Below are 26,265 nucleotides of genomic sequence, written 5' to 3' on the forward strand. Positions count from 1 at the left end.
TATGATCAATCTGGGGGTTCACGCATTGCATCTTCTGCCCGACACGCTCGACGCCGGTTCCGCCTATCCTCTTGGCGCGACGTTCGACGGCCTTGGCGTTAACTTCGCGGTCTATTCCGCCAACGCGGAGAAGATCGACCTGTGCGTCTATGACGAGACCGGTCGCCGCGAGCTGAAACGCTATGCGCTGCCCGAATGGACCGACGAAGTCTGGCACGGCTACCTCCCCGACGCGCAGCCGGGGCTCGTCTACGGCTACCGCGCGCATGGCCGCTATGCGCCGGAAGAAGGGCACCGCTTCAACCCCAACAAGCTGTTGCTCGACCCCTACGCCAAGCAAATGATCGGCGAACTCCGCTGGACCGATGCGATGTACGGCTATCAGGTGAAGTCGCCGCGCGCGGACCTGAGTTTCGACAAGCGCGACAGCGCGCTGACGATGCCCAAGGGCGTCGTGACCGACAGCCATTTCGACTGGTCGCGCGACGTGCGGCCCAACACGCCCTGGTCCGAGACGGTGATATACGAGGCGCATACCAAGGGCCTGACGAAGCTGTTCGAGGAGGTCCAGCCCTCCGAACGCGGCACGTTCGCGGCACTCGGCAATCCCAAGGTCATCGATCACCTCAAGCGCCTCGGCGTCACCGCGATCGAGTTGCTGCCCATCCACAGCTATATCCAGGACCGGTTTCTCCAGGAGAAGGGCCTGCGGAATTACTGGGGCTACAATACCCTCAACTTCTTCACGCCGGAACGCTCGTTCTTCGCTACCGACAGCCACAACGAACTGCGCCGCTCGATCCGCCGCCTCCACGCGGCCGGGATCGAGGTGATCCTCGATGTCGTCTACAACCACACCTGCGAAGGCTCGGAACAGGGCCCGACGTTGTCGTGGCGTGGGCTCGACAATGCGAGCTACTACCGCCTCGTGAAAGACGAGCCGCGCTTCTCGATCAACGACACCGGCACCGGCAACACGCTCAACCTGACCAAGGCGCGCGTGATTCAGATGGTCGCGGACTCGCTGCGCTATTGGGCGACCAGCTTCGGCATCGACGGCTTCCGCTTCGATCTTGGGCTGACGCTGGGGCGGACGGACACCGGTTTCGATCCTGGCGCAGGCTTCTTCGACGTCCTTCGCCAGGATCCCGTGCTAGGCAGGCTGAAGCTGATCACCGAACCGTGGGACATCGGCCCCGGCGGCTATCAGCTCGGCAACTTCCCCCCCGGTTTCGCCGAATGGAACGACAAGTACCGCGACACGGTGCGCAAGTTCTGGCGCGGCGATCATGCACAGCGTGCCGATCTCGCCGCGCGCCTGACGGGCTCGGCGGATCTGTTCGATCGCCGCGCGCGCCGCCCCTGGGCGAGCGTCAACCTGCTCGGCGCGCATGACGGCTACACGCTCGCCGACACGGTCGCGTACGAGGAGCGCCACAACGAGGCGAACGGCGAGGACAATCGCGACGGTCATTCGAACAACTGTTCGCGCAACTGGGGCGTCGAAGGCCCGACCGACGACGCGGAAATCCTCGAGACCCGGTCGCGCGTCATGCGCTCGATGCTGACCACGCTGTTCGCGTCGCTCGGCACGCCGATGCTCGTCGCGGGCGACGAGTTCGGCCGCACGCAGAGCGGCAACAACAACGCCTATTGCCAGGACAACGAGATCAGCTGGCTCGATTGGCAGCAGGCGAAGTCGCCCGAGGGTGAGGCGCTGATCGATTTCACCGCGCGGCTGACGGCACTGCGCCGCGACTATCCGATGCTGCGCGCCGGCAATTTTCTCTACGGCGACGATACGCCGGCCGAGGGATTGAAGGACATCGAATGGTGGGACGAGCGCGGCGAGCAGCTGACCCCCGACGACTGGCACAACACCAACGGCCGCGCACTGGTTATGCGCCGCGCCTGCGAGCTGGAATCGGGTGAGGTGCAGGTGGTCTCGCTGCTGCTCAACGCGTCCGAAGGGCCGCTGACGTTCCACATGCCGCCGCCGACGGATGTCGAGCGCACCGTCCTCATCGACAGCAGCAAGCCCGGGCAGGGACCGACGCCGATCACGGATAGCTACGACCTTCCGCAACAGGGTGCCGCGGTGCTCACCTGGACGATCGCGGCATGATGCGCTGGGGGCCGACGTTAAGCGCCGACCGGACGCAGTTCCGCTTATGGGCGCCGGACTGCGACTATGTGACGCTGGAGATCGCGGGAGACGACGCGGACGCGATGACGCGTGAGGCCGATGGCTGGTTCACCGCCGACGCCAGGGTCGGGGCAGGCTCGCGCTATCGCTTCCGCGTGGCCGACGACCTGACGGTTCCCGATCCCGCCGCACGCGCGCAATCGGGCGGCGTCCATGGCTGGAGCGTCGTCGTCGACCCCGACGCCTATGCATGGCGCACGCCCGACTGGCGTGGCCGCCCATGGGAGGAGATGGTCATCCAGGAGGTCCATGTCGGCACGCTCGGCGGCTTCGCTGGCGTCGCGCAGCGACTCCCGGCGATCGCCGCGCTCGGCATCACCGCGATCGAACTGATGCCCGTCAACGCGTTCGGCGGGACGCGCAACTGGGGCTATGACGGCGTGCTCCCCTATGCGCCCGCCGAAAGCTACGGCACGCCCGACGAGCTCAAGGCACTGGTTGACCGCGCGCACGAGCTCGGACTCGCGGTGTTCCTGGACGTGGTCTACAATCATTTCGGCCCCGACGGGAATTACCTCGGGGCCTATGCTGAGGGCTTTTTCGACGCGGACGTCGATACGCCCTGGGGTGGCGCGGTCGCGGTCGAGCGAGCGCCGGTTCACCGGTTCTTCGTCGACAATGCGCTGATGTGGCTAAACGAGTACCGATTCGACGGGCTCCGCTTCGACGCCGTGCACGCGATCCGCAACGACGCGTTCCTCGACGCGATGGCCGCCGAACTCCGCGAGCAGACTGCCGGCCGCCACGTCCACCTCGTTCTCGAAAACGAAGGCAACGACGCCGACCGACTGAACGCGGCGGCGTTCGACGCGCAGTGGAACGACGATTTCCACAACGTCCTCCACGTCCTGCTCACCGGCGAGACCAGCGCCTATTACGCCGACTTCGCCGATCGCCCCGCCGAACGCCTCGCGCGCTGCTTGAGCGAAGGCTTCATCTACCAGGGGGAGGGTTCGCCCAACCATGACGGCAAACCTCGCGGCAAACCCAGCGCGCATCTGTCGCCGACGGCGTTCGTCGCGTTCCTCCAGAACCACGACCAGATCGGCAACCGCGCGATGGGCGAGCGCCTGACGCTGCTCGCCGACCGCCAGAAGCTGCGCGCCGCCACCGCGTTGCTGCTGCTCTGCCCGCAGATCCCGTTGCTGTTCATGGGTGACGAGCACGGCAGCGAGAGCCCGTTCCTGTTCTTCACCGATTTCCACGACGACCTCGCCGACGCAGTCCGCGAAGGACGGCGCAGGGAATTCGCCAAGTTCGCCGCGTTCGCCGATCCGGAAGCGCGCAAGGCGATTCCCGATCCGAACGCGCACGAAACCTTCGAGCGGTCGCGCGCGCAACCCGGCCCCGACGCGGCGGAATGGCAGGAGCTGTACCGCACGCTGCTGAAGATCCGCCACGATGCGATCATCCCCCGTCTGCATGAGATGACCTCGATCGGTGCCGAGGCGATCGGGGAGGGGGCTGTCGTCGCACGCTGGCAGGCGGGCAATGGCGCTGTCCTCACGATCGCGTTGAACTTGGGCGAGAATACGGTCGCATTCCCCACAATCGGAACCGCACCGATCTTCGCCGATGGCGAGCCTGGGCAGTCCGGTAGCGTAGCGGTCTGGCTGGACCGATGAGCGGCATCCAGAAGCTCGCCGTCGCTGCTGGCCTGCAACCGGAATGGCAGGATGCGGCAGGTCGGCGCCAGATTGTCGCCGACGATGCGTTGCGAACGATCCTCGAACGCCTCGGATATTCGTCCGCCAGCGAACGCGACATCCCCGACAGCCTTGCCGCAATCGAAGCGCGTAATGCGCGAGGCACGCGTTTCCTGTCGGTCGGTGCCGGCGACGCAATCCAGCTCGCAACGAGGGTATCGGGCAACGCCAAACTGACGTTCGAAGACGGCACGACCCGATCGGTTGCGATCCACGACGGCGCCTTGCCGGCGATACGCAAGATCGGCTACCATCGGCTTGCGATAAAAGGCGAAACTATCGCCCTCCTGGTCGCGCCAAGCCGATGTTTCACGATCGCCGAGGCGCTCCCCGATCGCAAGCTTTGGGCGCCTGCCGTTCAGATCCCCAGTCTCCGCAACGACGCGGCAAACGCGTTCGGCGACTTCGCCTCGCTTGCGGATGCCGCCAGAGCCTTTGGCCAACGCGGCGCCAACGCCCTCGCGATCAGTCCGACCCATGCGCTGTTTCCGGCCGATGCCAGCCGCTACAGTCCCTATGCACCCTCGAGCCGGCAATTCCTCAATGCCCTTTACGGTAGTCCCGCTGCGTTCGGCGTAAAGTCCGACGACCGCGACACTCCCGAACTGATTGACTGGCACCACGCGATCCCGGCCAAGCTCGCACAACTTCGCAAGGCCTTCGATCAAGCTGCTCCAGAACTAGAGGAATCTCTAGCCGCATTCAGGCGTGAAGGCGGCACGGACCTCGATCGCCATGCCGAGTTCGATGCCCTCCACGCGCATTTCTTCGCCACCACCGGCGCTAGCGGCTGGCAGCAATGGCCCGCCGCGTATCATGATCCCGCCAGCCCCACCGTCCGCCGCTTCGTCGCCGACCAGGCCGAGGACGTCGCATTCTACGTCTTCCTACAATGGCTGGCGCGTCGCGATCTCGACGCGGCCCAGACTGCGGCCAAGGATGCCGGCATGGCGATCGGCCTGATCGCCGACCTCGCCGTCGGCATGCACCCGGGCGGTAGCCACGGTTGGAGCCGACGGCGCGATCTGTTGACCGGCCTCTCGATCGGCGCGCCACCCGATCCGCTCGGTCCCGACGGACAAAGCTGGGGCATCACCGGCTTCGACCCACAGGCGCTCCGGGAAACCGCCTTCGCCCCCTTCATCGCGACGATCCGCGCCGCGCTCGCGCACGCCGGCGGCATCCGGATCGACCACGCGTTCGGTCTCCGCCGCCTTTGGGTCGTGCCCGAAGGGGCCTCTGCCGCGGACGGCGCCTATCTCGACATGCCGTTCGACGACCTGATGCGGATCGTCGCGATGGAATCGCAGCGCGCGCGTGCGATCGTCATCGGCGAAGACCTCGGCACCGTCCCCGACGGTTTTCGGGAGGCGATGGATGCGCGCGCGATGCTCGGCATGCGCGTTCTCTGGTTCGAGCGCGATCGGGACGGGTTCGTCCCGCCCGCTAAGTGGTCGCCCGACGCGGTCGCGATGACCGGCACGCACGACTTGGCGACGGTCGCCGGCTGGTGGAAAGGCCGTGACATCGACTGGACCTGGAATCTAGGCCGCAAATCCGACGCGGTCGACGAACCCGCAGACCGCGCCGCCCGCGCCGAGGACCTTGCCGCGCTCTGGTCGGCGTTCGACGTCGATACCGAGCGGCCCGCGCCGGAAGACACCGCCCCCGTCGTCGATGCCGCGATCGCGCACGTTGCCGGCAGCCCGTGCGCGCTCGCGATCATCCCGATCGAGGATCTCGCCGGACTGGTCGAGCAGCCGAACCTTCCCGGCACGATCGACGAACATCCCAATTGGCGTCGCCGCATGCCGGACACGACCGAGGCGCTCCTGAACCGCCCCGACGTCGCCGCTCGCATCGACACGCTCAACGCCACGAGATCCGCATGACCGCCCCGACGACGCCACGCGCGACCTACCGCTTCCAGTTTCACAAGGACTTTACCTTCGCCGACGCGGAGGCGCTGGTACCGTATCTCGACGACCTGGGGATCAGCCACCTCTACGCCTCGCCGATCACCACCGCGCGCAGCGGGTCGACCCACGGCTACGACGTCGTCGACCCGACCAGGATCAATCCTGAACTTGGCGGCGAACCGGCGTTCCGCAGTCTGGTCGCGGCACTCCGCGCGCGCGATATGGGCGTCATCATCGACATCGTCCCCAACCACATGGGCGTCGCCGGTGGTGAGAACGCATGGTGGAATGATGTCCTAGCGCACGGTGAAGCCAGCGAATATGCACGCTATTTCGACATCGACTGGCGTGAGAAGCTGGTCCTCCCGATCCTCGGCGATCCGCTCGCCGAAACCCTCGCCAGCGGCGCGCTGAAGGTCAAGCAGGTCGACGGGCGCTACGTCCTCGAAGCGTATGGCGAACACCGCTTGCCCGTCCGCGACGAGGATCAGGCGACCGCCGCGACCGACGACATCGCCGCGCTGATCGACCGTCAGCATTACCGGCTCGCCTCGTGGCGCGTCGCGAACGACGAACTCAACTGGCGTAGGTTCTTCACGATCAACGACCTCGCGGGTCTGCGCGCCGAGGACCCGGCCGTGTTCGAAGCCACACACGCGCTGTATTTCCGCTTATATGCGGAGGGCCTTATCGACGGCGTCCGCGTCGATCACGTCGACGGCCTGACCGACCCGGCCGGCTATTGCCGCGAACTTCGCGCGCGACTGGATGCGATCGAGCGTCCCGTCGATGCGCCCCCCGGTCCGGCGTACATCGTCATCGAGAAGATCCTCGCCGACGGCGAACCGCTCGCAACCGACTGGGGCGTGGACGGCACCAGCGGCTATGATTTCATGGCGCAGGTCACGGCGTTGCTTCACGCACCCGCCGGCGCCGAACCGCTCGGCAAACTCTGGGCGGACATCAGCGGCCGCTCCGCCGACTTCGCACCCGAGGAATTGCGCGCCCGGCAGGAATTGCTCGCCTGGCAGTTCGACGCGCAGATGGCCCGCTGCGTCGAGGCCTTCGTAGCGCTCGCCCGCTCGTCACCGGCGTGCGACGGCCTCACGACCGGCATGCTGCACCGCGCGATCGAACGCCTGCTCTGGGTCTTCCCGGTGTACCGGACCTACGGAACCGGGGACGCCGCGCCCGCAGCGGATGGAGCGATCCGCGAGACCGTGCGCGAGCGAGTGGCCGAGTTCGTGCCCCCCGGCGAAGACGCGGTGGTCGAGCAGATCCTGGCATGGCTCGCAGGGGAGGGGCCGGGCGACGCGACACTCGCCGCCGACGCGGTCCGGAAATTTCAGCAGCTCTCCGCACCGATCGCGGCCAAGGCGGTCGAAGACACCGCCTTCTATCGCTACGGCCGTCTGCTCTCGCGCAACGACGTCGGTTTCGACGCCGCGCGGATTTCGCTCGACGTCGGCGCGTTCCATGCCGCGATGACCGAGCGCGCACGCGACTGGCCATCCGCCATGCTCGCCACCGCGACGCACGATCACAAGCGTGGCGAGGACGTTCGCGCCCGCCTGGCGGTGGTGAGCGAGATCGCCGACCTCTGGCGCACGCGGGTGGAGCATTGGCTCGAACTCGCCGCCCCCCACGCGGAAGGCGTCGAGCCTGCCGACGTCTACATGCTGCTCCAGACGCTGTTCGGCGCATGGCCGGCAAAGCTCGCCCCAACGGACGCAACCGGCCTGACGGACTATGCCGAGCGGATCGTCGCGTGGCAGGAAAAGGCGCTGCGGGAGGCCAAGCTGCGATCGTCCTGGGAGGCACCGGACAAGACATACGAAAACCGCTGTCATGATCTGGCCCGCACGTTGCTCGATCCGGCACGGTCGCGCGCGTTCCTCGACGACATGACCGCGTTCGTAGCGCGGATCGCCGCGGCGGCGGAGGCGAACGGGCTAGCGCAAGTCGCGCTGCGCTACACCGTGCCCGGCGTTCCCGACCTGTATCAGGGTACCGAGATCGCCGATCTGAGCCTCGTCGATCCGGACAACCGCCGGCCGGTCGACTATGCCGAACTCGAGGCCGTGCTGGCGGACGAGGCCTCACCCAAGATGGCGCTCATCGCACGCGCGCTGGCGTTGCGGCGCGAGTATCCGGCGGTGTTCGCGAACGGCAGCTACGAGCCGATCGCCATCACCGGCACCCGTGCCGATCAGGCGGTGGCGTTCAGCCGCCGGCACGACGGCGTGACGGTGCGGTGTGTCATCGCCGTGCGCTGTGCCGACCGCCATATCGCCGCGCGCGACTGGTGGGCCGACACGGCGCTGGCATCCGGCGAGACGCTCGCCGACCTGCTCGCCGAAGAGACCGTGTCGATCGATATCGTGCCGCCGAAGAGCTGAAGTCCCACCGTCAGTCCCGCACGGGAACGACGGTGGGACAAGACCTTAGAGTCCGAAGCGCAGCGTCGCGCGGAAGTCGCGGCCGGCGAGCGGCGCGAAGTCCTTCAGGAAGCTCGTCGCGCGTCGTGCGTTCACGTCGAACAAATTGTTCGCGCTCAGCAACAGCGTCGTCTTCGACTCCTTGCCGAACGGGCTGAAGCCGAGCGAGGCGTTGACCATCGTGTATTCGTTGGTCTTCGTCTCGAACGCGGCAATGCGGGTCTGGTCGAACACATGCTCGACCTCGACACGGCCATTCAGCCGGTCGCCCTGCGCCTCGATCCCGCCGAGCACACGCATCGGCGGGATGCGCGGGACGGGGCCCTCGTCGACGATGTTGGCGTGAACGTAATCGCCGAGCACGTCGGCGTTGACCGCATAACCACCGATCTGCGCGACCTTCACCGATGCATCCGCCTCGAACCCGTAATAGCGCGCATCGGCCTGCTGATACTGGAAGCAGGGCAGGTCGACGGTGCGGCCCGATGGATCGGCCGCCGCCTGGCAGACCGACGATGCGAGCTGGTTCTCCGAGATGTAGTTCGAGAACCAGTTGTAATAGGCCGACGCGTCGAAGCTGAAACCGTCGCCATGCGCGTGCAGCGTTCCTTCGAGGCCCCAGGACTTTTCGAGTTTGAAGTCGGGATTGCCGAGTTCATACGCCTGCGTCCCGGCATGCGCGCCGTTCGCGAACAGTTCCTCCGCAGACGGCGCACGCTCGGTCCGCGAGCCGTTCAACCCGACGCGGATGCTGTCGTTGAGCGCGTAGGAGGCACCGAGCGAGCCCGAGACCGAATGAAAGCTCTGGCTGCCGCGGAAGAAGCGCAGATCGTCCTCGGGCGTGCGTGCGGCGAGGTCGGTGATCTCGTAGCGTACGCCACCCTCGGCACGGAACTTGCCCGACTCATATTGCTGGAGCGTGAAGAGCCCGGTCTGGTTGGTCTCGTTCTTCGGCAGGAAGGCTTCTTCGCCGACGACGTTGAAGATCCGGTTGTAGAACTGCACGCCCGACGCGCCCTGCCAGCCGCCGCGGTTCGCCTGGACGACTTCGAGACGCCCTTCGAGCCCCTTGTTGTAGAAGGCGGTGCCGACCGAATTGTCTTCTTCCAGCTCGAAATGGCGATAGCTGGCTTGCCCGATCCGGACGCGGATCTTGCTCAGCACGTCGCCGCCGGTGTCGATCTCGCCGCGCAGATCGACGCGGTTCTGGACGACGTCGAGGCGCGGCGCTTCCTGCTCCTGGCCGGGTTGCGTCGCGTAGCGGATCGGCACGCCGTACAGGCTGTCATAATGGCTGTACGACACGCCGAGGCTGCCGGTGTCGGTGATGATCGACGCGCCGGCGCCCGCCGTCCACGTCTCCGACTGGGTGTTGGGCAGCTTGCCCTTCAGCCGTGCCGATGCGGCATAATCGATCGACTCGGCGTCGTTCGGATCGACCGGTGTGGTGGCGGCCGTCGCCAGGGCTTGCGCACGCTGATCGCGCGACAGGATGTAGCCGCCGGTGCGAAGGTCGCCCGATTTCAGGTACGATCCATCGGCGTGCAGCACGAGATGCTGGCCGACCGCGACGTCGCCCGCCATGCCGCCCGACCGCTCGTTGGCTGCCGAGCCATAATTGGCGATGCCGTTCACGCGGTAGCCGTTCTCGGGCACCGAGCGCGGGATGCGGGTGTCGATGACGTTGACGACGCCGCCGACCGCGGAGGTCCCGTAAAGAAGCGCGCTAGGCCCGCGGAGAATCTCGATGCGCTCGGCGAGCAGCGGGTCGATGATGACCGCGTGATCGACCGAGGTGTTCGACACGTCGATCGAGCCGATCCCGTCGGTCAGCACGCGGATACGGTCGCCCTGGAATCCGCGCAGGATGGGACGCGAGGCGCTCGGCCCGAACGAGCTGGCCGACACGCCGGGCTGGCGCGCGAGCGTCTCGCCGATCGACGGGCGCAACTGGCGGGTGAGTTCCTGGCCGGTGAGGACCGTGGTGCCTTGCAGGACGTCGCGCTCGCTCGTCTGGAGAGGCGCGGTGACGATGATATCGCGCTGGTTCGTCGACCCGACCGAGGACGGCACGGGGGCTGGCGTCGTCGTCGGAGTCTCGGTGGCGTTCTGAGCCTGCGCCTGTGTGGGCAGGGCAAGGATGGCGGCCAGCGCCGTGGCGCCAAACAAGATCGTCTTCATGTAATTCCCTCGTCGTCTTCAGCGGGGTATCGTCCCTGTACGAGGAGCCGGATAAATTTGATGATACATCATAACAAGGCGTAATGACGCTGCGAGCACAGTTCGCGCTGTATCTGTGACTGCAATGCAACACATCGTCAGTATTGGACGGCCTGCGACGCCGTGATGTGGTCACTCATGCGAAGCGTTCGGCCGCTACCGGCAGCAGCCGCGTCAGCCGGTCCACCCATGCTGCGCAACCCTCGGTAGACGCGAGCAGATCCTGGCGTATCTCGATCTCGGCATAGGGCCGTCGCGTCGGATACGCGTGACGCGGGATGGTATAGTCGATCAGGTCCATCCGGTAGGGCTCGTTGTCGCCGACCGTCAGGTCCGGCTCGGCGCGCAACACGTCGAGCAGGGCGTGCGCGAACCGGGTGTCGCCGCGGTCGTGCAGGATGCCGATGTGCCAGGGCCGCTGCTGCTCGCGCAACGCACCGCGCATCGCTGGCGAAAAGCTGTGCAGCGCGATCAGCACGGTCCGCATCCCCGCCGCATCGCGCCGCGCCAGTTCGGCGGCGATCGCCGCCTGGTACGGCGCATGGATCTCCGCCAGACGCGCCGCGCGATCCGCCTCGCCAAGGCCGGCATTGCCCGGGACGATCGTCGCATCGCTGACGTCGGCGATCAGGTCGGGCTGGGTTTCGCTCCGGTTGCAGTCGATCACGAGCCGCGAGTAGGTCTGGCGCACGAACACCGCGTCCAGCGTCTGCGCCAGCATCGCCCCCAGTTCGCCGATGCCGATGTCCCACCCGATATGCCGCGACAGCTCGGCATCGGTCAGCCCCAGCGCGTTCAGCCGCTCCGGCACCGCATTCCCGGCGTGATCGCCGATCAACAGGAACGATGACGCACCTTTGGGGTTGACCACCACGACCGGTGCGGCATCTTCGGTCCCAAGCAGCGATTGGCTGGCAGTGCTGTTCATGCGACGTGGATCCTCGATGCCATCTCTAACGCTCTCTCATGTAACCAAATACTCGTATCGCCAACCGGTTGCGTTCGGTGAGCACCGGATCATGGTCCGGCCGCGCGAAAGCTACGACCAGCACCTCATCGACGCCACGCTGACGATCAGCCCGGAGCCCTCCGATATCCGCTGGCTGCACGACGTGTTCGGCAATTCGGTCGCGATCGCCACCTTTGCGAAACGCGCGAAGGATCTGGTAATCGACAGCACCGTCCGCCTGAACCACAGCCCCGCCGAGCTGCAGCGGGTCGATATCGAACGCTACGCCCGGCAATATCCGTTCACCTATTCGTCCGAGGATATGCCCGACCTGCTACGCTCGATCGAGCGCCAGCATCACGACCCGCTACGCGAGATCGACAGCTGGGCACGCCGCTTCGTCGGTACCGGCGCCAAGACCGACACGCTGGCGATGCTGTCGGAGATGACCGCCGCGATCAAACGCGACTTCACCTATGTCCAGCGCCCCGAAAAGGGCACGCAATCGCCGATCGAGACGCTGGCCAGGCGCAAGGGCACCTGCCGCGATTACGCGATGCTGATGATCGAGGCGGTCCGCGCGCTCGGTTTCGCAGCGCGGTTCGTGTCGGGCTATGTCTACAACCCGACACGGCGCGAGCATCGTACCGGCGGCGGCAACACGCATGCCTGGGTCCGCGTGTATCTGCCCGGTTCCGGCTGGGTCGAGTTCGATCCGACCAACGGCATCGTCGGCAATCGCGGCCTCGTCCGCGTCGCCGTCGCGCGCGACATCTACCAGGCGGTCCCCATCTCGGGAACCTGGGCCGGCTTTCCCGGAAGCTTCCTCGACATGAGCGTGTCCGTCGACATCACCGTCGATGAGGATGCGGACACCGCCGCAGACCCGCATCCATCTTCGCACACAGCGTGACACCAGGCATCAAAGGGGGACATCGATGCTGATCAGAGCCGGCTACGACATTCGTTTCGAAACCGACGTGGCAACGCCGATGATGGCGATGCTGAGCCTGCATCCGTCGCGCAACAAGGACCTGGTGACGCCGCATCGGCTCGCTGCCGATCCCGACGTCCCGACCTATGATTATCTCGACGCGTTCGGCAACGTCTGCTCGCGCTTTACCGTACCCAAGGGGGGCCTGACCCTGTCGTGCGATTTCATGATCGAGGACAGCGGCCTGCCGGATCCGGTTTCGCTCGACGCGGTCCAGCACGCGGTCGAGGATTTGCCCGACGAGGTCCTCATCTACCTGCTCGGCAGCCGCTATTGCGAGACCGACCGCCTGTCCGAAACCGCCTGGTCGCTGTTCGGTCACGTTCCCGCCGGCTGGCGGCGGGTCCAGGCGATCGTCGACTTCGCGCACGACCATGTCGAGTTCGGCTATCATTTCGCCCGCTCGACCAAGACGGCGTGGGACGTCTATCAGGAGCGGCAGGGCGTATGCCGGGACTTCGCGCATCTCGCGATCACCTTGTGCCGCTGCATGAATATCCCCGCACGCTATTGCACCGGCTATCTCGGCGACATCGGTATCCCGCCGGTCGACGCGCCGATGGATTTCTCCGCGTGGTTCGATGTGTATCTCGGCGGCACGTGGCATACGCTCGACGCGCGCCATAACCGCCCGCGGATCGGCCGTATCCTGATGGCGCGGGGTAGGGATGCGACCGACACGGCGCTCACCACCAGCTTCGGGCCTGCGCGTCTGGTCGGGTTCGACGTCCATACCGACGAGGTGGAGGCGGCGGGCTAAACCGGCTATCGCTGCAAGTTAGGCCTTGTCGCGACCGTCGCGTTCGGCCTAACGGCTCCGATCCCCCGAACTTATGCTGCGATGCACAACATGACCTCCACCCCTGACACGTCCTTGTCCGCCAATGCGCCCGCCAATGCAAACGCCCTGCTCCTGCAGGCGATCGCGCTGCGCAAGTGCATCACCGCGACCTATAACAAGATGGTCTGCACGCTGGCGCCGCACATCCTGTATACCAAGCACGACGACGTGTTCGTCGATGCGGTGACGCTGGAGCGCGACGGTCAGCCGCCCAAGGAAATCAAGCTCGGCACGTTCAAGCTCGCCGGGCTGAAGGACATCGCGGTCACCGACCGCTCGTTCGTTCCCGATGCGATCTTCAATCCCGGCGATATCAAATACGACCGCTTCACGCTGTTCGTAGTCGACCGCACCTGACGCTTACGCGGCGGCGGGCAACCACGCCGTCTCGATCTCGCCATAGCGGTCGACGAACCCGGTAGACGTGACAAGCGCCGCCTCGTCGACGATCTTGACCCGCCGCCCGGTCCGCTCGATCACGCCGGTTTTCTCGAGCGCGCGGATCGTCCGGTTGACGTGGACCTTGGTCAGCCCGAGCGCATCGCCGATATCGGTCTGCGTCAAGGGCAGGTCGAACGAGTCGACGATCCCGCCGGCCGTCACCCGCAACCGCGCCATGATATCCAGCAGCAGAGTCGACAGCCGCTCGGTCGCGCCCATCCGCCCGATGGTCGTCAGCCGGTCGCTCATCGCGACGTTCTCGGCAGCGGCGATCGCGTAGAGCAGCCCGGCGATACGCGGTTGCGCGCGGAACAACAGGCCGAGCGCGGTCTTCGGCATCTCGATGACGATACAGTCGGAGATCGCGGTCAACGTCGCCGCCGCCTGCGACCACGCCATGCTCGACGTCCCGATCAGGTCGCCTGCATAATGAAACCGCAGGATCTGCCGCCCGCCGGTGATCAGTTTGGTCGACGAATGCAGCCAGCCCTGACGCACGACGTACAGCGCATGGCTTTCGCCGCCTTCCGCCATCAGCAGCTCGCCCGCTTTCAGGCGTCGCTCGCCTTTCTCGGCGTGAAGGATCGCTTCCCGCTCCGCGTCGGTCAGGTCCAGATGTCGTCCCAGCCGCGCGATCAAACCGCTCAATTGCATCGTCGTGCCTTACGTGCCTCGCCCCATGAAGAAATATCGTTCGCACGAACGCCGTCGAGCGGGAAGGGGGATACGCGTTTCGCTGTCGGTTTCGCCCGACGAAACGCTGTGCTAGTCGCCGCGCAACAAGCCTCGGCCAAGCGGGGTGACACGGAGATGGCATGCTGAACGATTTCGATTTCGCATTGGGCGAATCGGCGGACATGATCCGCGAATCCACGCAGCGTTTCGCTGCCGACAAGATCGCGCCACTGGCCGCCAGGATCGACGCCGACGACTGGTTCCCGCGCGAGCTGTGGCCGGCGATGGGCGAACTCGGGCTGCACGGCATCACGGTCGAGGAGGAATATGGCGGCCTTGGTCTCGGCTATCTCGAGCATGTCGTCGCGGTCGAGGAAGTGTCGCGGGCCTCGGCCTCGATCGGGCTCAGCTACGGCGCGCATTCGAACCTGTGCGTCAACCAGATCCGCCGCTGGGGCAATCCCGAGCAGAAGGCGAAATATCTGCCGAAGCTCGTGTCGGGCGAGCATATCGGCAGCCTGGCGATGTCCGAAGCCGGCGCCGGCTCCGACGTCGTCTCGATGAAGCTGAAGGCGGTGAAGACCGACCGCGGCTATGTCCTCAACGGGACGAAATTCTGGATCACCAACGCGACTTACGCCGATACGCTCGTAGTCTATGCGAAGACCGGCGAAGGCTCGCGCGGAATCACCGCGTTCCTGATCGAGAAGGACATGCCCGGCTTTGCGATCGGGCAGAAGATCGACAAGATGGGCATGCGCGGCTCGCCGACCGCCGAACTCGTGTTCACCGATTGCGTGGTCCCAGCCGAGAACGTGATGGGTCCCGAGAATGGCGGCGTCGGCGTGCTGATGTCGGGCCTCGACTATGAGCGCGCGGTGCTGGCGGGGATCCAGCTCGGCATAATGCAGGCCTGCCTGGACGTCGTCATTCCTTACGTCCGCGAGCGCAAGCAGTTCGGAACGCCGATCGGCCAGTTCCAGCTGATCCAGGCGAAGGTCGCCGACATGTACGTCGCGCTCAGTTCGGCGCGTGCGTATGTCTATGCGGTCGCCAAGTCGTGCGATGCCGGCAAGACGACGCGGTTCGATGCGGCGGGTGCGATCCTGCTGGCGAGCGAGAGTGCGGTAAAGGTATCGCTGGAGTCGATCCAGGCTCTGGGCGGCGCGGGCTATACCAAGGACTGGCCGGTCGAGCGGTTCATGCGCGATGCCAAGCTGCTCGACATCGGCGCCGGCACGAACGAGATCCGCCGCATGCTGATCGGCCGAGAACTCATCGGCGCCGCACCCAAGGTGGCGCAGTGAGGCACGGTAATCACATAGCCCCTCCCCTTCAGGGGAGGGGTTGGGGTGGGGCTTGCCCACGAACGCAACCGTCGATCATGTGGCACGACCCCACCCCCAACCCCTCCCCTGAAGGGGAGGGGCTTTCGGCATGACCGCGCCCGTTCTCACCTCCGCGCTGTCCCCCGACAGCGAAACCTTCCGCTCGAACGTGACCCACAACCGCGCGCTCGCCGACACCCTCCGCGAAGACGTCGCCCGCACCGCGCTCGGCGGCAACGCCAAGTCACGCGAGCGCCACACGTCCCGCGGCAAGCTCCTCCCGCGCGACCGCGTCGAACGGCTGCTCGACCCCGGCTCGCCGTTCCTCGAGATCGGCCAGCTCGTCGCCAACGGCCTCTACGACGATGAGGTCCCCGGCGCCGGGCTCATCGCCGGGATCGGCCGCGTGTCCGGTCGCCAGTGCATGATCCTGTGCAACGATGCGACGGTCAAGGGCGGCACCTACTTCCCGCTGACCGTGAAAAAACACCTGCGAGTCCAGGAAATCGCTCAGGAAAATCGGCTCCCCTGCATCTATCTCGTCGACAGTGGCGGCGCGAACCTGCCGCACCAGGCGGAGGTCTTTCCCGACCGCGATCACTTCGGCCGCATCTTCTTCAACCAGGCGCAGATGTCCGCGCTCGGCATTCCGCAGATCGCGTGCGTCATGGGCAGTTGCACCGCGGGCGGCGCCTACGTCCCCGCGATGTCCGACGAGACGATCATCGTTCGCGGGCAGGGGACTATTTTCCTCGCAGGGCCGCCGCTGGTGAAGGCGGCGACCGGCGAAGTCATCTCCGCCGAGGAACTGGGCGGCGCCGACACGCATGGCCGCCGCTCGGGCGTCGTCGACCACGTCGCCGAGAACGACGAACACGCGCTGACCATCGTCCGCGACATCGTCTCGACGCTGCAACCGCAGGCGCAGACCGCGGTGAACCTTCAGCAGCCCAAGCCGCCGAAATTCGCGCCCGAAGAGCTGTACGGCATCGTCCCGAGCGACGTCCGCGCGCCCTATGACGTCCACGAAGTCATCGCGCGGCTGGTGGACGGTAGCGAGTTCCACGAGTTCAAGGCGCTCTACGGCACCAGCCTCGTCTGCGGCTTCGCGCACATCTGGGGCATCCCCGTCGCGATCCTCGCCAACAACGGCGTGCTGTTCAGCGAGAGCGCGCAGAAGGGTGCGCATTTCATCGAACTCGCCTGCCAGCGCAGGATCCCGTTGCTGTTCCTCCAGAACATCTCGGGCTTCATGGTCGGCGGCAAGTACGAGGCGGAAGGCATTGCGAAACATGGTGCAAAGCTCGTCACCGCCGTCGCCACCGCGACTGTCCCGAAGATCACCGTCCTGATCGGCGGCAGCTTCGGTGCGGGCAATTACGGCATGTGCGGCCGCGCCTATTCCCCGCGCTTCCTGTTTACCTGGCCTAACAGCCGGATTAGCGTGATGGGCGGCGAACAAGCGGCGTCGGTGCTCGCCACCGTCCACCGCGACGCGGACAGCTGGACGCCCGAACAGGCCGAAGCCTTCAAGGCGCCCGTCCGCCAGAAATACGAGGACGAGGGCAACCCTTGGTACGCCACCGCGCGGCTGTGGGACGATGGCATCATTGACCCCGCACAGACCCGCGACGTGCTCGGCCTCGCTTTCGCCGCGACTCTCAACGCTCCCATCCCCGAACGCCCCGCGTTCGGCGTGTTCCGGATGTAACCCGATGATCCTGCTGTCTCTCTTTCTCGCCGCCGGGCAGGTCACGCCGGTCCAGCCGATCGTCAAGGGCACCGGCCTGCCGCCCGCGGAAATGCAGAAGGACGCGACCGAAGAGGCCGGCGTCATGGTCCCGATCGACGCGCTCTTTGCCGCACTCGCCGCCCGCGACGGCCAGGCGATCCTCGCGCAGGTCCGCCCCGACGGCGGCGCCACCGTCGCCGAGGCAAAGCCCGACGGCACCCACACGATCCGCCGCATGAGCTGGCCGGAATTTGCCGCATCAATAAAGCCCGGCCCCGAACGCTACGCCGAACGCCTGACCGATCCCGCGGTCGACATCGACGGCGATATCGCGATGGTCTGGTCGCCCTACGTCTTTACGATCGACGGCAAGGTCGCCCACTGCGGCACCGACCATTTCGACATGGTCCGTGAAGCTGGTCGCTGGAAGATCGCCAACATCACTTGGTCCTCGCGGACCACCGGGTGCGCCAACTGAGATGGCCTGTCCTACACAGCCCGCATCGGTGTATTCTCCGATTATCATGATGATAGACACCATCCTGTCCACCGACACTCAGGCCTGGGATACGCAGTCACACCCGAAGTGCATGTCGCGTGAGCGTGTGAACTTTGTGAACTTCACTCGGCCGAACCAATGATCACGTCGCTCCTGATCGCCAACCGCGGCGAGATCGCCTGCCGCATCATCCGCACCGCGCGGGGCCTCGGCATCCGCACCGTGGCGGTCTATTCGGACGCCGATGCGAAGGCGCTGCACGTCCGGCAGGCCGACGAAGCCGTGCACATCGGGGCATCCCCGGCGCGCGAAAGCTACCTCGTTGGTGACCGTATCATCGCCGCCGCAAGGGAAACCGGCGCCGAGGCCGTCCACCCCGGTTACGGCTTCCTGTCCGAGAATGCGGACTTCGCCCAAGCCGTGCTCGACGCAGGGCTGGTCTGGGTCGGCCCGAACCCCGACAGCATCCGCGCGATGGGGCTGAAGGACGCCGCCAAACAGCGCATGATCGCCGCCGGCGTCCCCGTCACGCCAGGTTATCTCGGTGAAGACCAGTCGCCCGACCGCCTGCAGGCCGAGGCCGACGCGATCGGCTATCCGGTGCTGATCAAGGCGGTCGCGGGCGGCGGCGGCAAGGGCATGCGCCGTGTCGACACCGCTGCCGAATTCGCCGACTCCCTAGTCTCGTGCCAGCGCGAGGCTGCCTCGTCGTTCGGCAACACCGACATCCTGATCGAGAAATACATCCTCTCGCCGCGCCATATCGAGGTGCAGGTCTTCGGCGACAGCCACGGCAACGTCGTCCATCTGTTCGAACGCGACTGCTCGCTCCAGCGCCGTCACCAAAAAGTGATCGAGGAAGCTCCCGCACCCGGTATGGACGCCACGACGCGGGAAGCGATTTGTGCCGCCGCGGTCAAGGCCGCCAAGGCGGTCGACTATGTCGGCGCCGGCACGATCGAATTCATCGCCGACGCCAGCGAAGGCCTGCGCGCCGACCGCATCTGGTTCATGGAAATGAACACGCGGTTGCAGGTTGAGCACCCCGTCACCGAAGAGATCACCGGCCAAGACCTCGTCGAATGGCAGCTCCGCGTCGCCAGCGGCGAGCCCTTGCCCAAGCGGCAGGACGACCTGGCGATCGACGGCTGGGCGATGGAGGCGCGGCTCTATGCGGAGGACCCCGTCAAGGGTTTCCTCCCCTCGATCGGCACGCTCGAACGCTTCGATCTGGGGACCACGGCACGCGTCGATACCGGGGTAGAGCAGGGCGCCGAAATCTCGCCCTTCTACGACCCGATGATCGCCAAGGTGATCGCCTGGGGCGAAGACCGCGAGACCGCACGCGAAGCCCTGGCGGACGCACTCGACGGCGCGGTCGTCTGGCCGGTGCGCTCCAACGCCGGGTTCCTCGTCGAGGCGCTCGACCATCCCGACTTCGTGGCGGGCACGCTCGACACCGGTCTGATCGCCCGCGAAGGCGACGCGCTTATGCCGCCGGCCCACCCGACGGAAGAGGCTTTGACCGATGCCGCCGCCGCGCTCGTCTCCGCCGATCCCATCGCCGGCTTCCGCCTCAACGCCGCGCCACGCCGTAGCGCGATGTTCCTGCTCGACGGCGAGCCGGTCGAGGTCGAACTCGGCGGACACGCCGGCACGATGCCGCCGTTCGAAGATGTGCTCATCTCCGAAAGTGGCCAGACCTGGCAACTCACGCCCTGGCGCGCATCGGGGGTCGCGGCTGGTGCGGCCGCGGACGGAGCCATCCTGTCACCCATGCCCGGCCGCATTATCGCCGTCGACGTCGCAGCCGGCGATACCGTCGCAAAGGGACAGAAACTCGTGACGCTCGAGGCGATGAAGATGGAGCACTCCCTGACCGCGCCGTTCGACGGCATCGTCGCGGACCTGACCGCAATCGAGGGCGGGCAGGTGACCGAGGGCACCATGCTCGTCCGCATCGAGAAGGGCGCCTGATGGCCGGCCGCTATTACGACGACTGGAGCACCGGCGACCGGATCGAACACGAGATCCGCCGGACCGTGACGGAGACGGACAATCTCCTGTTCTCGACGATGACGCACAACCCGCAGCCGCTTCACCTCGATATCGAGGCGGCGAAGGCGAGTGAGTTCGGCCGGATCCTCGTCAACGGCACCTTCACCTTCGCGCTGATGGTCGGGCTGTCGGTCGGCGAAACGACGCTCGGAACGCTCGTCGCCAACCTCGGCTACGACAAGCTGGTGCATCCCAAACCCGTCTTCATCGGCGACACGATGCGCGCCGAAACCGAGGTGACCGACCTCAAACCGAGCAAGTCGCGGCCGAATGCCGGGATCGTCACGTTCACCCACCGCCTGATCAATCAGCGCGACGAAATCGTCTGCCAGTGCCTGCGAACCGCGTTGCTCAAGCGCAGGGATTAGTTGGCTTTTCCCAACACACTTTCGACCGCCGGGGTGACACGTGCGGCGACTCGTTCGACCCCTTGGCGGTTGGGGTGGACATGGTCCGCCTGCATCAGTTGTGAGTTGCCGATCACCCCGTCGAGAATGAACGGGTACAGCTCGGCATCATAGCGCTTGGCCAGATCGGGCCATATCGCGTTGAATTGCGACGCGAAGTCCGGCCCAAGATTGGGCGGTGCCATCATTCCCGTGAGCATCACCGGGATATTGCGGCGCTTGGCCTCGTCCAGCATCGCCGTCATGTTCGCCCGCGTCTCGGCCGGCGCAATCTGGCGCAGCACGTCGTTCCCGCCGAGCCCGATCAGCACGAGATCCGGTTTATGCGTCATGTTGTCGAGCGCGAATGCGAACCGCTGCCGCCCCGCCGCGCTGGTATCCCCCGAAACGCCGGCGTTGACGATCGTCGCGTTGATGCCGTCACGCCGCAGCCGTGCCTGCACCGCATCCGGCAGGCTCTGTCCGCGATCGAGACCATAGCCCGCATACAGGCTGTCGCCGAACGCCAGGATCAGCTTGGACGGGCCTTTCGGTGCCGACGGTGCAACGACGGGCGCGACGGCATTGACGGCAGCGGGCGGGGCAGGGGTTTCGCTGCCTCGATCGCATCCGGTCAGCAACGCAGCTTGGAGAAGGACACCCGCCACCCCATAGAGTGTCCACCGCCTGCTTTTTCGATTTCGCTCCAACGTGAAGATCCCCAACCGCCCATGACCCATAGTGCGCACGACGTCGTGCCCGACCATGCCGCCGACGACATGGTGATCACGATCCGCGATGTCACCCTGACGCTGGGTGACGCAAGCGCGTCGACGACGATATTGAAGGGCATCGACCTCGATATCGCACGCGGCACCAGCATCGCGCTGCTCGGACCGTCGGGATCGGGCAAGTCGTCCTTGATGGCGATCCTGTCCGGGCTCGAACAGGCGACTGGCGGCAGCGTGCGGGTGGCAGGGCTCGATTTCGGTGCGCTAGACGAGGATGCGCTGTCGCGCGCGCGGCGCGGGCGGATCGGTATCGTCCTCCAGGCCTTTCACCTGCTGCCGACCATGACCGCGCTGGAGAACGTCGCGGTTCCGATGGAACTCGCCGGCATGCCCGACGCGTTCGCCCGCGCCGAGGCGGAACTGACCGCGGTTGGCCTGTCGCATCGCATCCGCCATTATCCGACCCAATTGTCCGGTGGGGAGCAACAGCGGGTTGCGATCGCGCGCGCGCTGGGGCCGCGGCCCGATATCGTGTTCGCCGACGAACCGACCGGCAACCTCGACACCGCGACCGGTGCGTCGATCATGGACCTGTTGTTCGATCGCCGGGCCGCGACCGGCGCGACTCTGATCGTCATCACCCACGATCCCGCGCTGGCGTCACGCTGCGACCGGATCGTCGAGCTTGGCGATGGCCGCATCGTCACGGACCGCTCGCGGTGAACGACTGGCGGCTGGCGTGGCGGCTCGCGCGTCGCGAACTCGACCTGCGATTCCGCGGCTTGCGACTGTTGCTCGCCTGCTTGTTCCTCGGGGTCGGCGCGTTGGCCGCGATCGGCAGCCTGACCCAGGCGATCGATAGCGAACTCGCGGCACGCGGTAGCGCGATCCTTGGCGGCGATGTCGAATTCGCCGCCTCACAACGCGCTGCGACACCTGCCGAACGTACCGCTATGGCCCGCCTCGGCACTGTATCCGAGACGGTACGGATGCAGGCGATGGCGGTGCGCGGCACCAACAGCGTACCGATCGAGTTGAAGGGCGTCGACAGTGCCTATCCGCTCTACGGCACCTTGGCCTTGCGCGGTGGCGGATCGACCAGACCACTCGACGCGAACACAGTCCTGGTCGTGCCCGCGCTGGCCGACCGGCTCGGGATTGCGCCGGGCGCACGCCTCCGACTCGGCACCGCCGAATTTACCGTGGGCGGTATCGTCGCCAGCGAACCGGACCGGCTGGGGGAGGGGTTCACGCTAGGCCCGGTCGCGATCGTGTCGCTTGCGGGCATAGACCGAACCGGTCTCGTCCAGCCCGGCAGCCTTTACGAAAGCAAGTACCGCGTCCGCATTGCCGAAGGCGCTTCGCCGGCAACCGCGATCGATCGGTTCAAGGCTGCCTTCCCGAGCGGTGGTTGGGAAACCAAGACACGCGACCGTGCCGCGCCCGGAGCCGAGCGCTTCGTCGATCGGATGGGTCAGTTTCTCCTGCTCGTCGGCCTGTCCGCCCTCGTCATCGCCGGCATCGGCGTAGGTAATGGCGTATCGTCCTACCTCGCCGCGCGCCGTGGCAGCATCGCTGCGTTGAAAGTCCTTGGCGCGACGTCGGGTATCGTAGCGCGGATCTACATCCTGCAAGTCGCGGTCGTTGCGGCGATGGGGATTGCAGCCGGGCTGGTCGCCGGTGTCGTGACCGTCCCGCTCCTCGTGTGGCTCGCAGGCGACGTTCTGCCGGTGACGCCGGGATTTACGATCCAGGTCGCACCGTTAGTGCTCGCCGCGGCGTACGGCATGCTGATCGCTCTCGCCTTCACCGCACCGCCGCTGATCGAGGCGGGGCGTATCCCTGCCGCCGGACTGTTGCGTGGGCTGCCCGGCGAGCGTCGCGTACCGCTCCGTCGAACGCTCCCTTGGGTGATCGGCGCCGGTGCGGCGATCGTCGCGCTCGCGTTGCTGACCGCAGAACAACCCGGACTGAGCGCGGGCTTCCTTGCCGCGGTGGCGGGTGTCCTCGCGATCCTGGCGGTGTTGGGATGGAGCGTCCGCCGCGGTGCCGCGATGCTGCCCCGGTCTCGTCGCCCGCTGCTTCGCTTGGCTGTCGCCGGCCTGCACCGTCCCGGCGCGCGAACCGGGACCTTGGTCGTCGCGCTCGGCCTGGGCCTTACCTTGTTCGTCCTGCTGGCCGGAATCCGGACCAGCATCGATGCGAACATTGCGCGCACCGTGCCGCAGCGCGCGCCGTCCTTGTTCGCGCTCGACGTTCCGCCCGCGCGCGAAGCGGAGTTCCGCCGGGTCGTCGCGGGCATCGCCAGCCGCGCCGTGATCCGCACCGTCCCGGCGATGCGCGGTACGATCACCGGCTATGGTCGCACGCGCGTCGCCGATCTGAAGACCATACCCGGAGGGGCGTGGGCGCTTCGCGGCGAACGTGGGCTGACCTATTCGGCGACCTTGCCGGAGGGTAGCGAACTGACGGCAGGGCGGTGGTGGCCGCGGGAATATCGTGGCCCGCCCCTCGTCTCGCTCGACGAACGACTGGCGAAGGTACTGAACCTGAAGATCGGCGATCCGCTCAGCTACACGGTGCTGGGGGTGGAGCGTACCGCTAGAATTGCGTCGTTCCGACGGATCAGTTGGGACACGCTCGGCTTCAACTTCGTCATGGTCTTCTCGCCCAACGCCATTCAGGATGCACCGCACAACCTCGCGGCGACGATCGACTTGGCGCCGGGGCAGGAGGCACGCGTCATGCGGGCGCTTTTGCCCCGCTTCCCGTCGGTGTCCGTTATCGAAGTGCGTGGCGTGCTGGGACAGGTCCGCGCAATCGTTTCGCAGATGGCGACCGCGATCACGGCGGCGGCGTCGGTCGCGATCCTTGCCGGTATTGCGGTGCTTATCGGCGCGATTGCCGCCGCGCGCGAGGCACGAACCTATGACGGCGTGATTCTGCGGACGCTGGGCGCGACGCGGTGGCAGGTGTTGGCAGTGCAGGCGCTGGAATACGCGTTTCTCAGCGTGATCCTGTCGCTGCTCGCACTGCTGTTGGGGCTTGGCGGCGCATGGTATGTGGTGACCCAAGTGTTCACGTTCGAATGGCTGCCCGACTATTCGACCGTCTTCGCCACACTGGTCGGCGGTGCTGGATTGACGATGGCGATCGGGTTGATCGGTGCGTGGCCGATCCTGGGTGCTCGGCCCGCCCAGGCGCTTCGCCAGCTCTGAAAACGGGCATGCTGGGCCAGTGCCCTATGTCCGGCACGTTTTCGTTCACGCGGCGTTAGGCTGATGCGGGGCGTTCCTCGCTTCACGACTGCTACCGAGGACCAAGACGCTGGCCGATACGACGCCTTTACCCAATACCGCCGCCAGCCCCTGGTCGATGTCGATGTCTGAATGGTGGAAGGTCTTGAAACGGACCTGGGCCGAGGCGGCGGATGACAATATCGGTCTGATCGCCGCAGGCACCGCCTTCTACGGTTTTGCCGCGATCGTGCCGCTGCTCGCGTCGGTGGTACTCATCTATGGGCTGGTCGCCGATACCGCGACCGTCGTGGCCAACATCCGCGCGTTGTTCAATGTCTTGCCCGCAGATGCTGCCCGCGTGATTGGCGATCAGCTTGCCACCGTCGTCGGGACGTCCGAAGGCAAGAAGGGCTTCGGCCTCGTCATCGCCCTGGGTATCGCATTATACGGTGGTACCAAGGGGGCGGCGTCGATCGTCACTGCGCTCAATATCGCGTACGAGGAGCACGAGACGCGGGGGTTTATTGCGCTGAACTTGCTCGCGTTCGGGATCACCGGTGGGGCCGTGGTTCTCGCGCTGCTCGCGGCGCTATCGATGGCGGCCTTCGCACTACTTGACGGGCTGATTCCGAATGCGCCCGATTTCCTGCTTACCGCGATACGCTTCGTAAGTTACGCCGTTCTCGCCGCCCTCGGCGTGAGCGCGGCGGCGTGCCTCTACCGGTTCGGTCCCAACCGTCAAAAGGCGAAATGGACATGGCTTACGCCTGGTTCACTTGCAGCCACTGCGATCTGGCTCGCGGCGACTGTTGGTTTCGGTCTCTATGTCTCGCGCTTCGGTAACTACGGAGCGACTTACGGGTCGTTGAGCGCGGTCATCGTTCTGCTGACGTGGCTCTGGTTGTCCGGTTACGTTTTTCTACTCGGCGCCGAACTGAACGCCGAACTCGAGCACCAGACCAAACGTGACACGACGACCGGCGTTGCAACGCCGCTGGGCACCCGCGGTGCGACGGTCGCTGACACCGTTGCTGCCGATGAAACGTCTATGCCACCGGTTGTGCAACAGCGCGAACGTGGCTCGGATAAAGGTGCCGTAGGACTCGTCGCTATTGCGCGGGTGACCGGATTGAACGGCGGGTCGGCGGCATCGCTGGCGGCCATTGGTGGACTGCGCGCTTTGCGACGCGGGTCGCCAGGGGTCGGTATCGCTCTCCTGGGAGCTGGCGCGGCGATGGCATGGCGCAATCGTTCGCCCGCTCCGACACGTATCTCCCCGAATAAAAGAGGATGACTCGCAACCGCCGGACCAAAGTGTTTTTTGACGGAGGGTGTCGTCCAAACCCCGGCAAAATCGAATGCGCTGTCGTCCTGAAGGGCATCACGCATTACCGTGACGACGTCGGGCAGGGTACCAATAGCGATGCGGAATGGTTGGCCGCGATCTACGCGTTGGAGATAGCAGCGCAATTCGGCGAACGGGAAATCGTGTTGCTCGGGGACTCGACCCTTATCGTGACCCAGGCGACCGGCGTGGCGCCATGTCGGTCAGCGGAGCTGAAGGCTCACCATGTCAGGTTCGCAGCGCTCGCCCGAACCTTCAATATGGTGCGTATTCGCCATGTCGGCAGAACACAAAACCTGGCGGGTATCGCACTTGCAAGACGACATCCCCGGTGAGTGGCTGCCGCACGGTCGCCGGGAAGCTTGCCCAGCGGGTTTACGGTCAAGATCGAAAAACCGACCAAAAACTGTAAAAAAGCATTTGACGGTGTTGCTGGGTGGTCCTAGAGGGGTGTCACCGCAGCGAACGACCCCAGGGTCTGGACGCAGCGGTCGCAGAAAACCAGATGCTCCAAGCTTTCCGAGAGGAGGGTTATGCGAGTGTCGGTATTTTTGTCGG

Annotated in this window: 20 protein-coding genes; 16 read left to right on the forward strand and 4 right to left on the reverse strand. The window is 66.0% G+C overall.

Annotated features, from left to right (window positions below; translation table 11 throughout):
- Position 1 precedes the first annotated feature (1 nt).
- Genes glgX through treY form a run of 4 tightly spaced genes read left to right on the forward strand, consistent with a single transcriptional unit; the run spans position 2 to position 8,230 of the window.
- On the forward strand, positions 2-2,125 hold the full coding sequence (glgX, locus tag U1707_RS16895; protein WP_332801218.1) for a glycogen debranching protein GlgX: 2,124 nt from the start codon (positions 2-4) through the stop codon (positions 2,123-2,125).
- Entirely contained in the window at positions 2,122-3,831 is a 1,710-nt protein-coding gene (treZ, locus tag U1707_RS16900; RefSeq protein WP_332801219.1) for a malto-oligosyltrehalose trehalohydrolase, read from the forward strand. Before glgX ends, treZ begins: the two co-directional genes overlap by 4 nt.
- A complete protein-coding gene (gene malQ / locus U1707_RS16905; protein ID WP_332801220.1) occupies positions 3,828-5,804 on the forward strand; it encodes a 4-alpha-glucanotransferase in 1,977 nt (658 codons plus the stop codon). The genes treZ and malQ overlap by 4 nt, the downstream gene beginning before the upstream one ends.
- Positions 5,801-8,230 (forward strand): malto-oligosyltrehalose synthase, encoded by a 2,430-nt coding sequence (treY, locus tag U1707_RS16910; RefSeq protein ID WP_332801221.1) that lies wholly within the window; start codon positions 5,801-5,803, stop codon positions 8,228-8,230. Before malQ ends, treY begins: the two co-directional genes overlap by 4 nt.
- A 45-nt stretch (positions 8,231-8,275) precedes the next feature.
- On the opposite strand, the gene U1707_RS16915 is transcribed toward treY, so the two are convergent.
- Both U1707_RS16915 and U1707_RS16920 read right to left on the reverse strand, forming a co-directional pair.
- Positions 8,276-10,450, reverse strand: a complete 2,175-nt coding sequence (locus U1707_RS16915; protein ID WP_332801222.1) for a TonB-dependent receptor — start codon at positions 10,448-10,450, stop codon at positions 8,276-8,278.
- 175 nt (positions 10,451-10,625) lie between these two features.
- The gene (locus U1707_RS16920; RefSeq protein WP_332801223.1) at positions 10,626-11,417 is read right to left on the reverse strand and encodes an N-formylglutamate amidohydrolase; all 792 of its coding nucleotides are present in this window, start codon (positions 11,415-11,417) and stop codon (positions 10,626-10,628) included.
- 16 nt (positions 11,418-11,433) lie between these two features.
- Between U1707_RS16920 and U1707_RS16925 the strand changes: the two genes are divergently transcribed.
- From U1707_RS16925 to U1707_RS16935, 3 genes are all read left to right on the forward strand, one after another.
- Positions 11,434-12,351 carry a transglutaminase family protein gene (locus U1707_RS16925; protein ID WP_332801224.1) on the forward strand — a complete coding sequence of 306 codons (918 nt, stop codon included), beginning with the start codon at positions 11,434-11,436 and terminating at the stop codon, positions 12,349-12,351.
- Between the two features lie 25 nt (positions 12,352-12,376).
- Positions 12,377-13,192: a transglutaminase-like domain-containing protein gene (locus tag U1707_RS16930; RefSeq protein ID WP_332801225.1), complete on the forward strand. Its 816-nt coding sequence runs from the start codon at positions 12,377-12,379 to the stop codon at positions 13,190-13,192.
- Between the two features lie 90 nt (positions 13,193-13,282).
- Positions 13,283-13,630, forward strand: a complete 348-nt coding sequence (locus U1707_RS16935; protein ID WP_332801226.1) for a hypothetical protein — start codon at positions 13,283-13,285, stop codon at positions 13,628-13,630.
- A gap of 3 nt (positions 13,631-13,633) precedes the next feature.
- Here U1707_RS16935 and U1707_RS16940 read toward each other — a convergent pair whose 3' ends face one another.
- Positions 13,634-14,362: a Crp/Fnr family transcriptional regulator gene (locus tag U1707_RS16940; protein ID WP_332801227.1), complete on the reverse strand. Its 729-nt coding sequence runs from the start codon at positions 14,360-14,362 to the stop codon at positions 13,634-13,636.
- Between the two features lie 167 nt (positions 14,363-14,529).
- Between U1707_RS16940 and U1707_RS16945 the strand changes: the two genes are divergently transcribed.
- The 5 genes from U1707_RS16945 to U1707_RS16965 all read left to right on the forward strand — a co-directional run bounded on the left by U1707_RS16945 (position 14,530) and on the right by U1707_RS16965 (position 20,374).
- A complete protein-coding gene (locus U1707_RS16945) occupies positions 14,530-15,696 on the forward strand; it encodes an isovaleryl-CoA dehydrogenase (RefSeq protein WP_332801228.1) in 1,167 nt (388 codons plus the stop codon).
- 130 nt (positions 15,697-15,826) lie between these two features.
- Complete coding sequence (locus U1707_RS16950) at positions 15,827-17,428, forward strand: carboxyl transferase domain-containing protein (protein WP_332801229.1); 1,602 nt, start codon at positions 15,827-15,829, stop codon at positions 17,426-17,428.
- 4 nt (positions 17,429-17,432) lie between these two features.
- Complete coding sequence (locus U1707_RS16955; protein ID WP_332801230.1) at positions 17,433-17,927, forward strand: nuclear transport factor 2 family protein; 495 nt, start codon at positions 17,433-17,435, stop codon at positions 17,925-17,927.
- A gap of 159 nt (positions 17,928-18,086) precedes the next feature.
- Complete coding sequence (locus tag U1707_RS16960) at positions 18,087-19,925, forward strand: acetyl/propionyl/methylcrotonyl-CoA carboxylase subunit alpha (protein ID WP_332801231.1); 1,839 nt, start codon at positions 18,087-18,089, stop codon at positions 19,923-19,925.
- The gene (locus tag U1707_RS16965; RefSeq protein WP_332801232.1) at positions 19,925-20,374 is read left to right on the forward strand and encodes a MaoC family dehydratase; all 450 of its coding nucleotides are present in this window, start codon (positions 19,925-19,927) and stop codon (positions 20,372-20,374) included. The genes U1707_RS16960 and U1707_RS16965 overlap by 1 nt, the downstream gene beginning before the upstream one ends.
- On the opposite strand, the gene U1707_RS16970 is transcribed toward U1707_RS16965, so the two are convergent.
- Positions 20,371-21,060: an arylesterase gene (locus tag U1707_RS16970; protein WP_332801233.1), complete on the reverse strand. Its 690-nt coding sequence runs from the start codon at positions 21,058-21,060 to the stop codon at positions 20,371-20,373. The genes U1707_RS16965 and U1707_RS16970 overlap by 4 nt on opposite strands.
- Before the next feature lie 111 nt (positions 21,061-21,171).
- On the opposite strand from U1707_RS16970, the gene U1707_RS16975 reads away from it, so the two are divergent.
- From U1707_RS16975 to U1707_RS16990, 4 genes are all read left to right on the forward strand, one after another.
- Entirely contained in the window at positions 21,172-21,846 is a 675-nt protein-coding gene (locus U1707_RS16975; protein ID WP_332801245.1) for an ABC transporter ATP-binding protein, read from the forward strand.
- Entirely contained in the window at positions 21,843-24,341 is a 2,499-nt protein-coding gene (locus U1707_RS16980; RefSeq protein WP_332801234.1) for an ABC transporter permease, read from the forward strand. Before U1707_RS16975 ends, U1707_RS16980 begins: the two co-directional genes overlap by 4 nt.
- 157 nt (positions 24,342-24,498) lie before the next feature.
- On the forward strand, positions 24,499-25,656 hold the full coding sequence (locus tag U1707_RS16985) for a YihY/virulence factor BrkB family protein (RefSeq protein ID WP_332801235.1): 1,158 nt from the start codon (positions 24,499-24,501) through the stop codon (positions 25,654-25,656).
- Positions 25,653-26,042 (forward strand): reverse transcriptase-like protein, encoded by a 390-nt coding sequence (locus tag U1707_RS16990; RefSeq protein ID WP_332801236.1) that lies wholly within the window; start codon positions 25,653-25,655, stop codon positions 26,040-26,042. Before U1707_RS16985 ends, U1707_RS16990 begins: the two co-directional genes overlap by 4 nt.
- The last annotated feature ends 223 nt before the right edge of the window (positions 26,043-26,265 follow it).

Source organism: Sphingomonas sandaracina (assembly GCF_036663695.1).
Classification (GTDB): domain Bacteria; phylum Pseudomonadota; class Alphaproteobacteria; order Sphingomonadales; family Sphingomonadaceae; genus Sphingomonas.

Bases quoted from the DNA above. Each gene is read 5' to 3' on its own strand.
- U1707_RS16955 (WP_332801230.1), top strand. From the start codon at position 17,433: ATGATCCTGCTGTCTCTCTTTCTCGCCGCCGGGCAGGTCACGCCGGTC.
- U1707_RS16915 (WP_332801222.1), bottom strand. From the start codon at position 10,450: ATGAAGACGATCTTGTTTGGCGCCACGGCGCTGGCCGCCATCCTTGCC.
- U1707_RS16945 (WP_332801228.1), top strand. From the start codon at position 14,530: ATGCTGAACGATTTCGATTTCGCATTGGGCGAATCGGCGGACATGATC.
- U1707_RS16975 (WP_332801245.1), top strand. From the start codon at position 21,172: ATGGTGATCACGATCCGCGATGTCACCCTGACGCTGGGTGACGCAAGC.
- U1707_RS16965 (WP_332801232.1), top strand. From the start codon at position 19,925: ATGGCCGGCCGCTATTACGACGACTGGAGCACCGGCGACCGGATCGAA.
- U1707_RS16920 (WP_332801223.1), bottom strand. From the start codon at position 11,417: ATGAACAGCACTGCCAGCCAATCGCTGCTTGGGACCGAAGATGCCGCA.
- U1707_RS16935 (WP_332801226.1), top strand. From the start codon at position 13,283: ATGACCTCCACCCCTGACACGTCCTTGTCCGCCAATGCGCCCGCCAAT.
- U1707_RS16985 (WP_332801235.1), top strand. From the start codon at position 24,499: ATGTCGATGTCTGAATGGTGGAAGGTCTTGAAACGGACCTGGGCCGAG.
- U1707_RS16990 (WP_332801236.1), top strand. From the start codon at position 25,653: ATGACTCGCAACCGCCGGACCAAAGTGTTTTTTGACGGAGGGTGTCGT.
- glgX (WP_332801218.1), top strand. From the start codon at position 2: ATGATCAATCTGGGGGTTCACGCATTGCATCTTCTGCCCGACACGCTC.
- treZ (WP_332801219.1), top strand. From the start codon at position 2,122: ATGATGCGCTGGGGGCCGACGTTAAGCGCCGACCGGACGCAGTTCCGC.
- malQ (WP_332801220.1), top strand. From the start codon at position 3,828: ATGAGCGGCATCCAGAAGCTCGCCGTCGCTGCTGGCCTGCAACCGGAA.
- treY (WP_332801221.1), top strand. From the start codon at position 5,801: ATGACCGCCCCGACGACGCCACGCGCGACCTACCGCTTCCAGTTTCAC.
- U1707_RS16950 (WP_332801229.1), top strand. From the start codon at position 15,827: ATGACCGCGCCCGTTCTCACCTCCGCGCTGTCCCCCGACAGCGAAACC.
- U1707_RS16925 (WP_332801224.1), top strand. From the start codon at position 11,434: ATGCCATCTCTAACGCTCTCTCATGTAACCAAATACTCGTATCGCCAA.
- U1707_RS16960 (WP_332801231.1), top strand. From the start codon at position 18,087: ATGATCACGTCGCTCCTGATCGCCAACCGCGGCGAGATCGCCTGCCGC.
- U1707_RS16930 (WP_332801225.1), top strand. From the start codon at position 12,377: ATGCTGATCAGAGCCGGCTACGACATTCGTTTCGAAACCGACGTGGCA.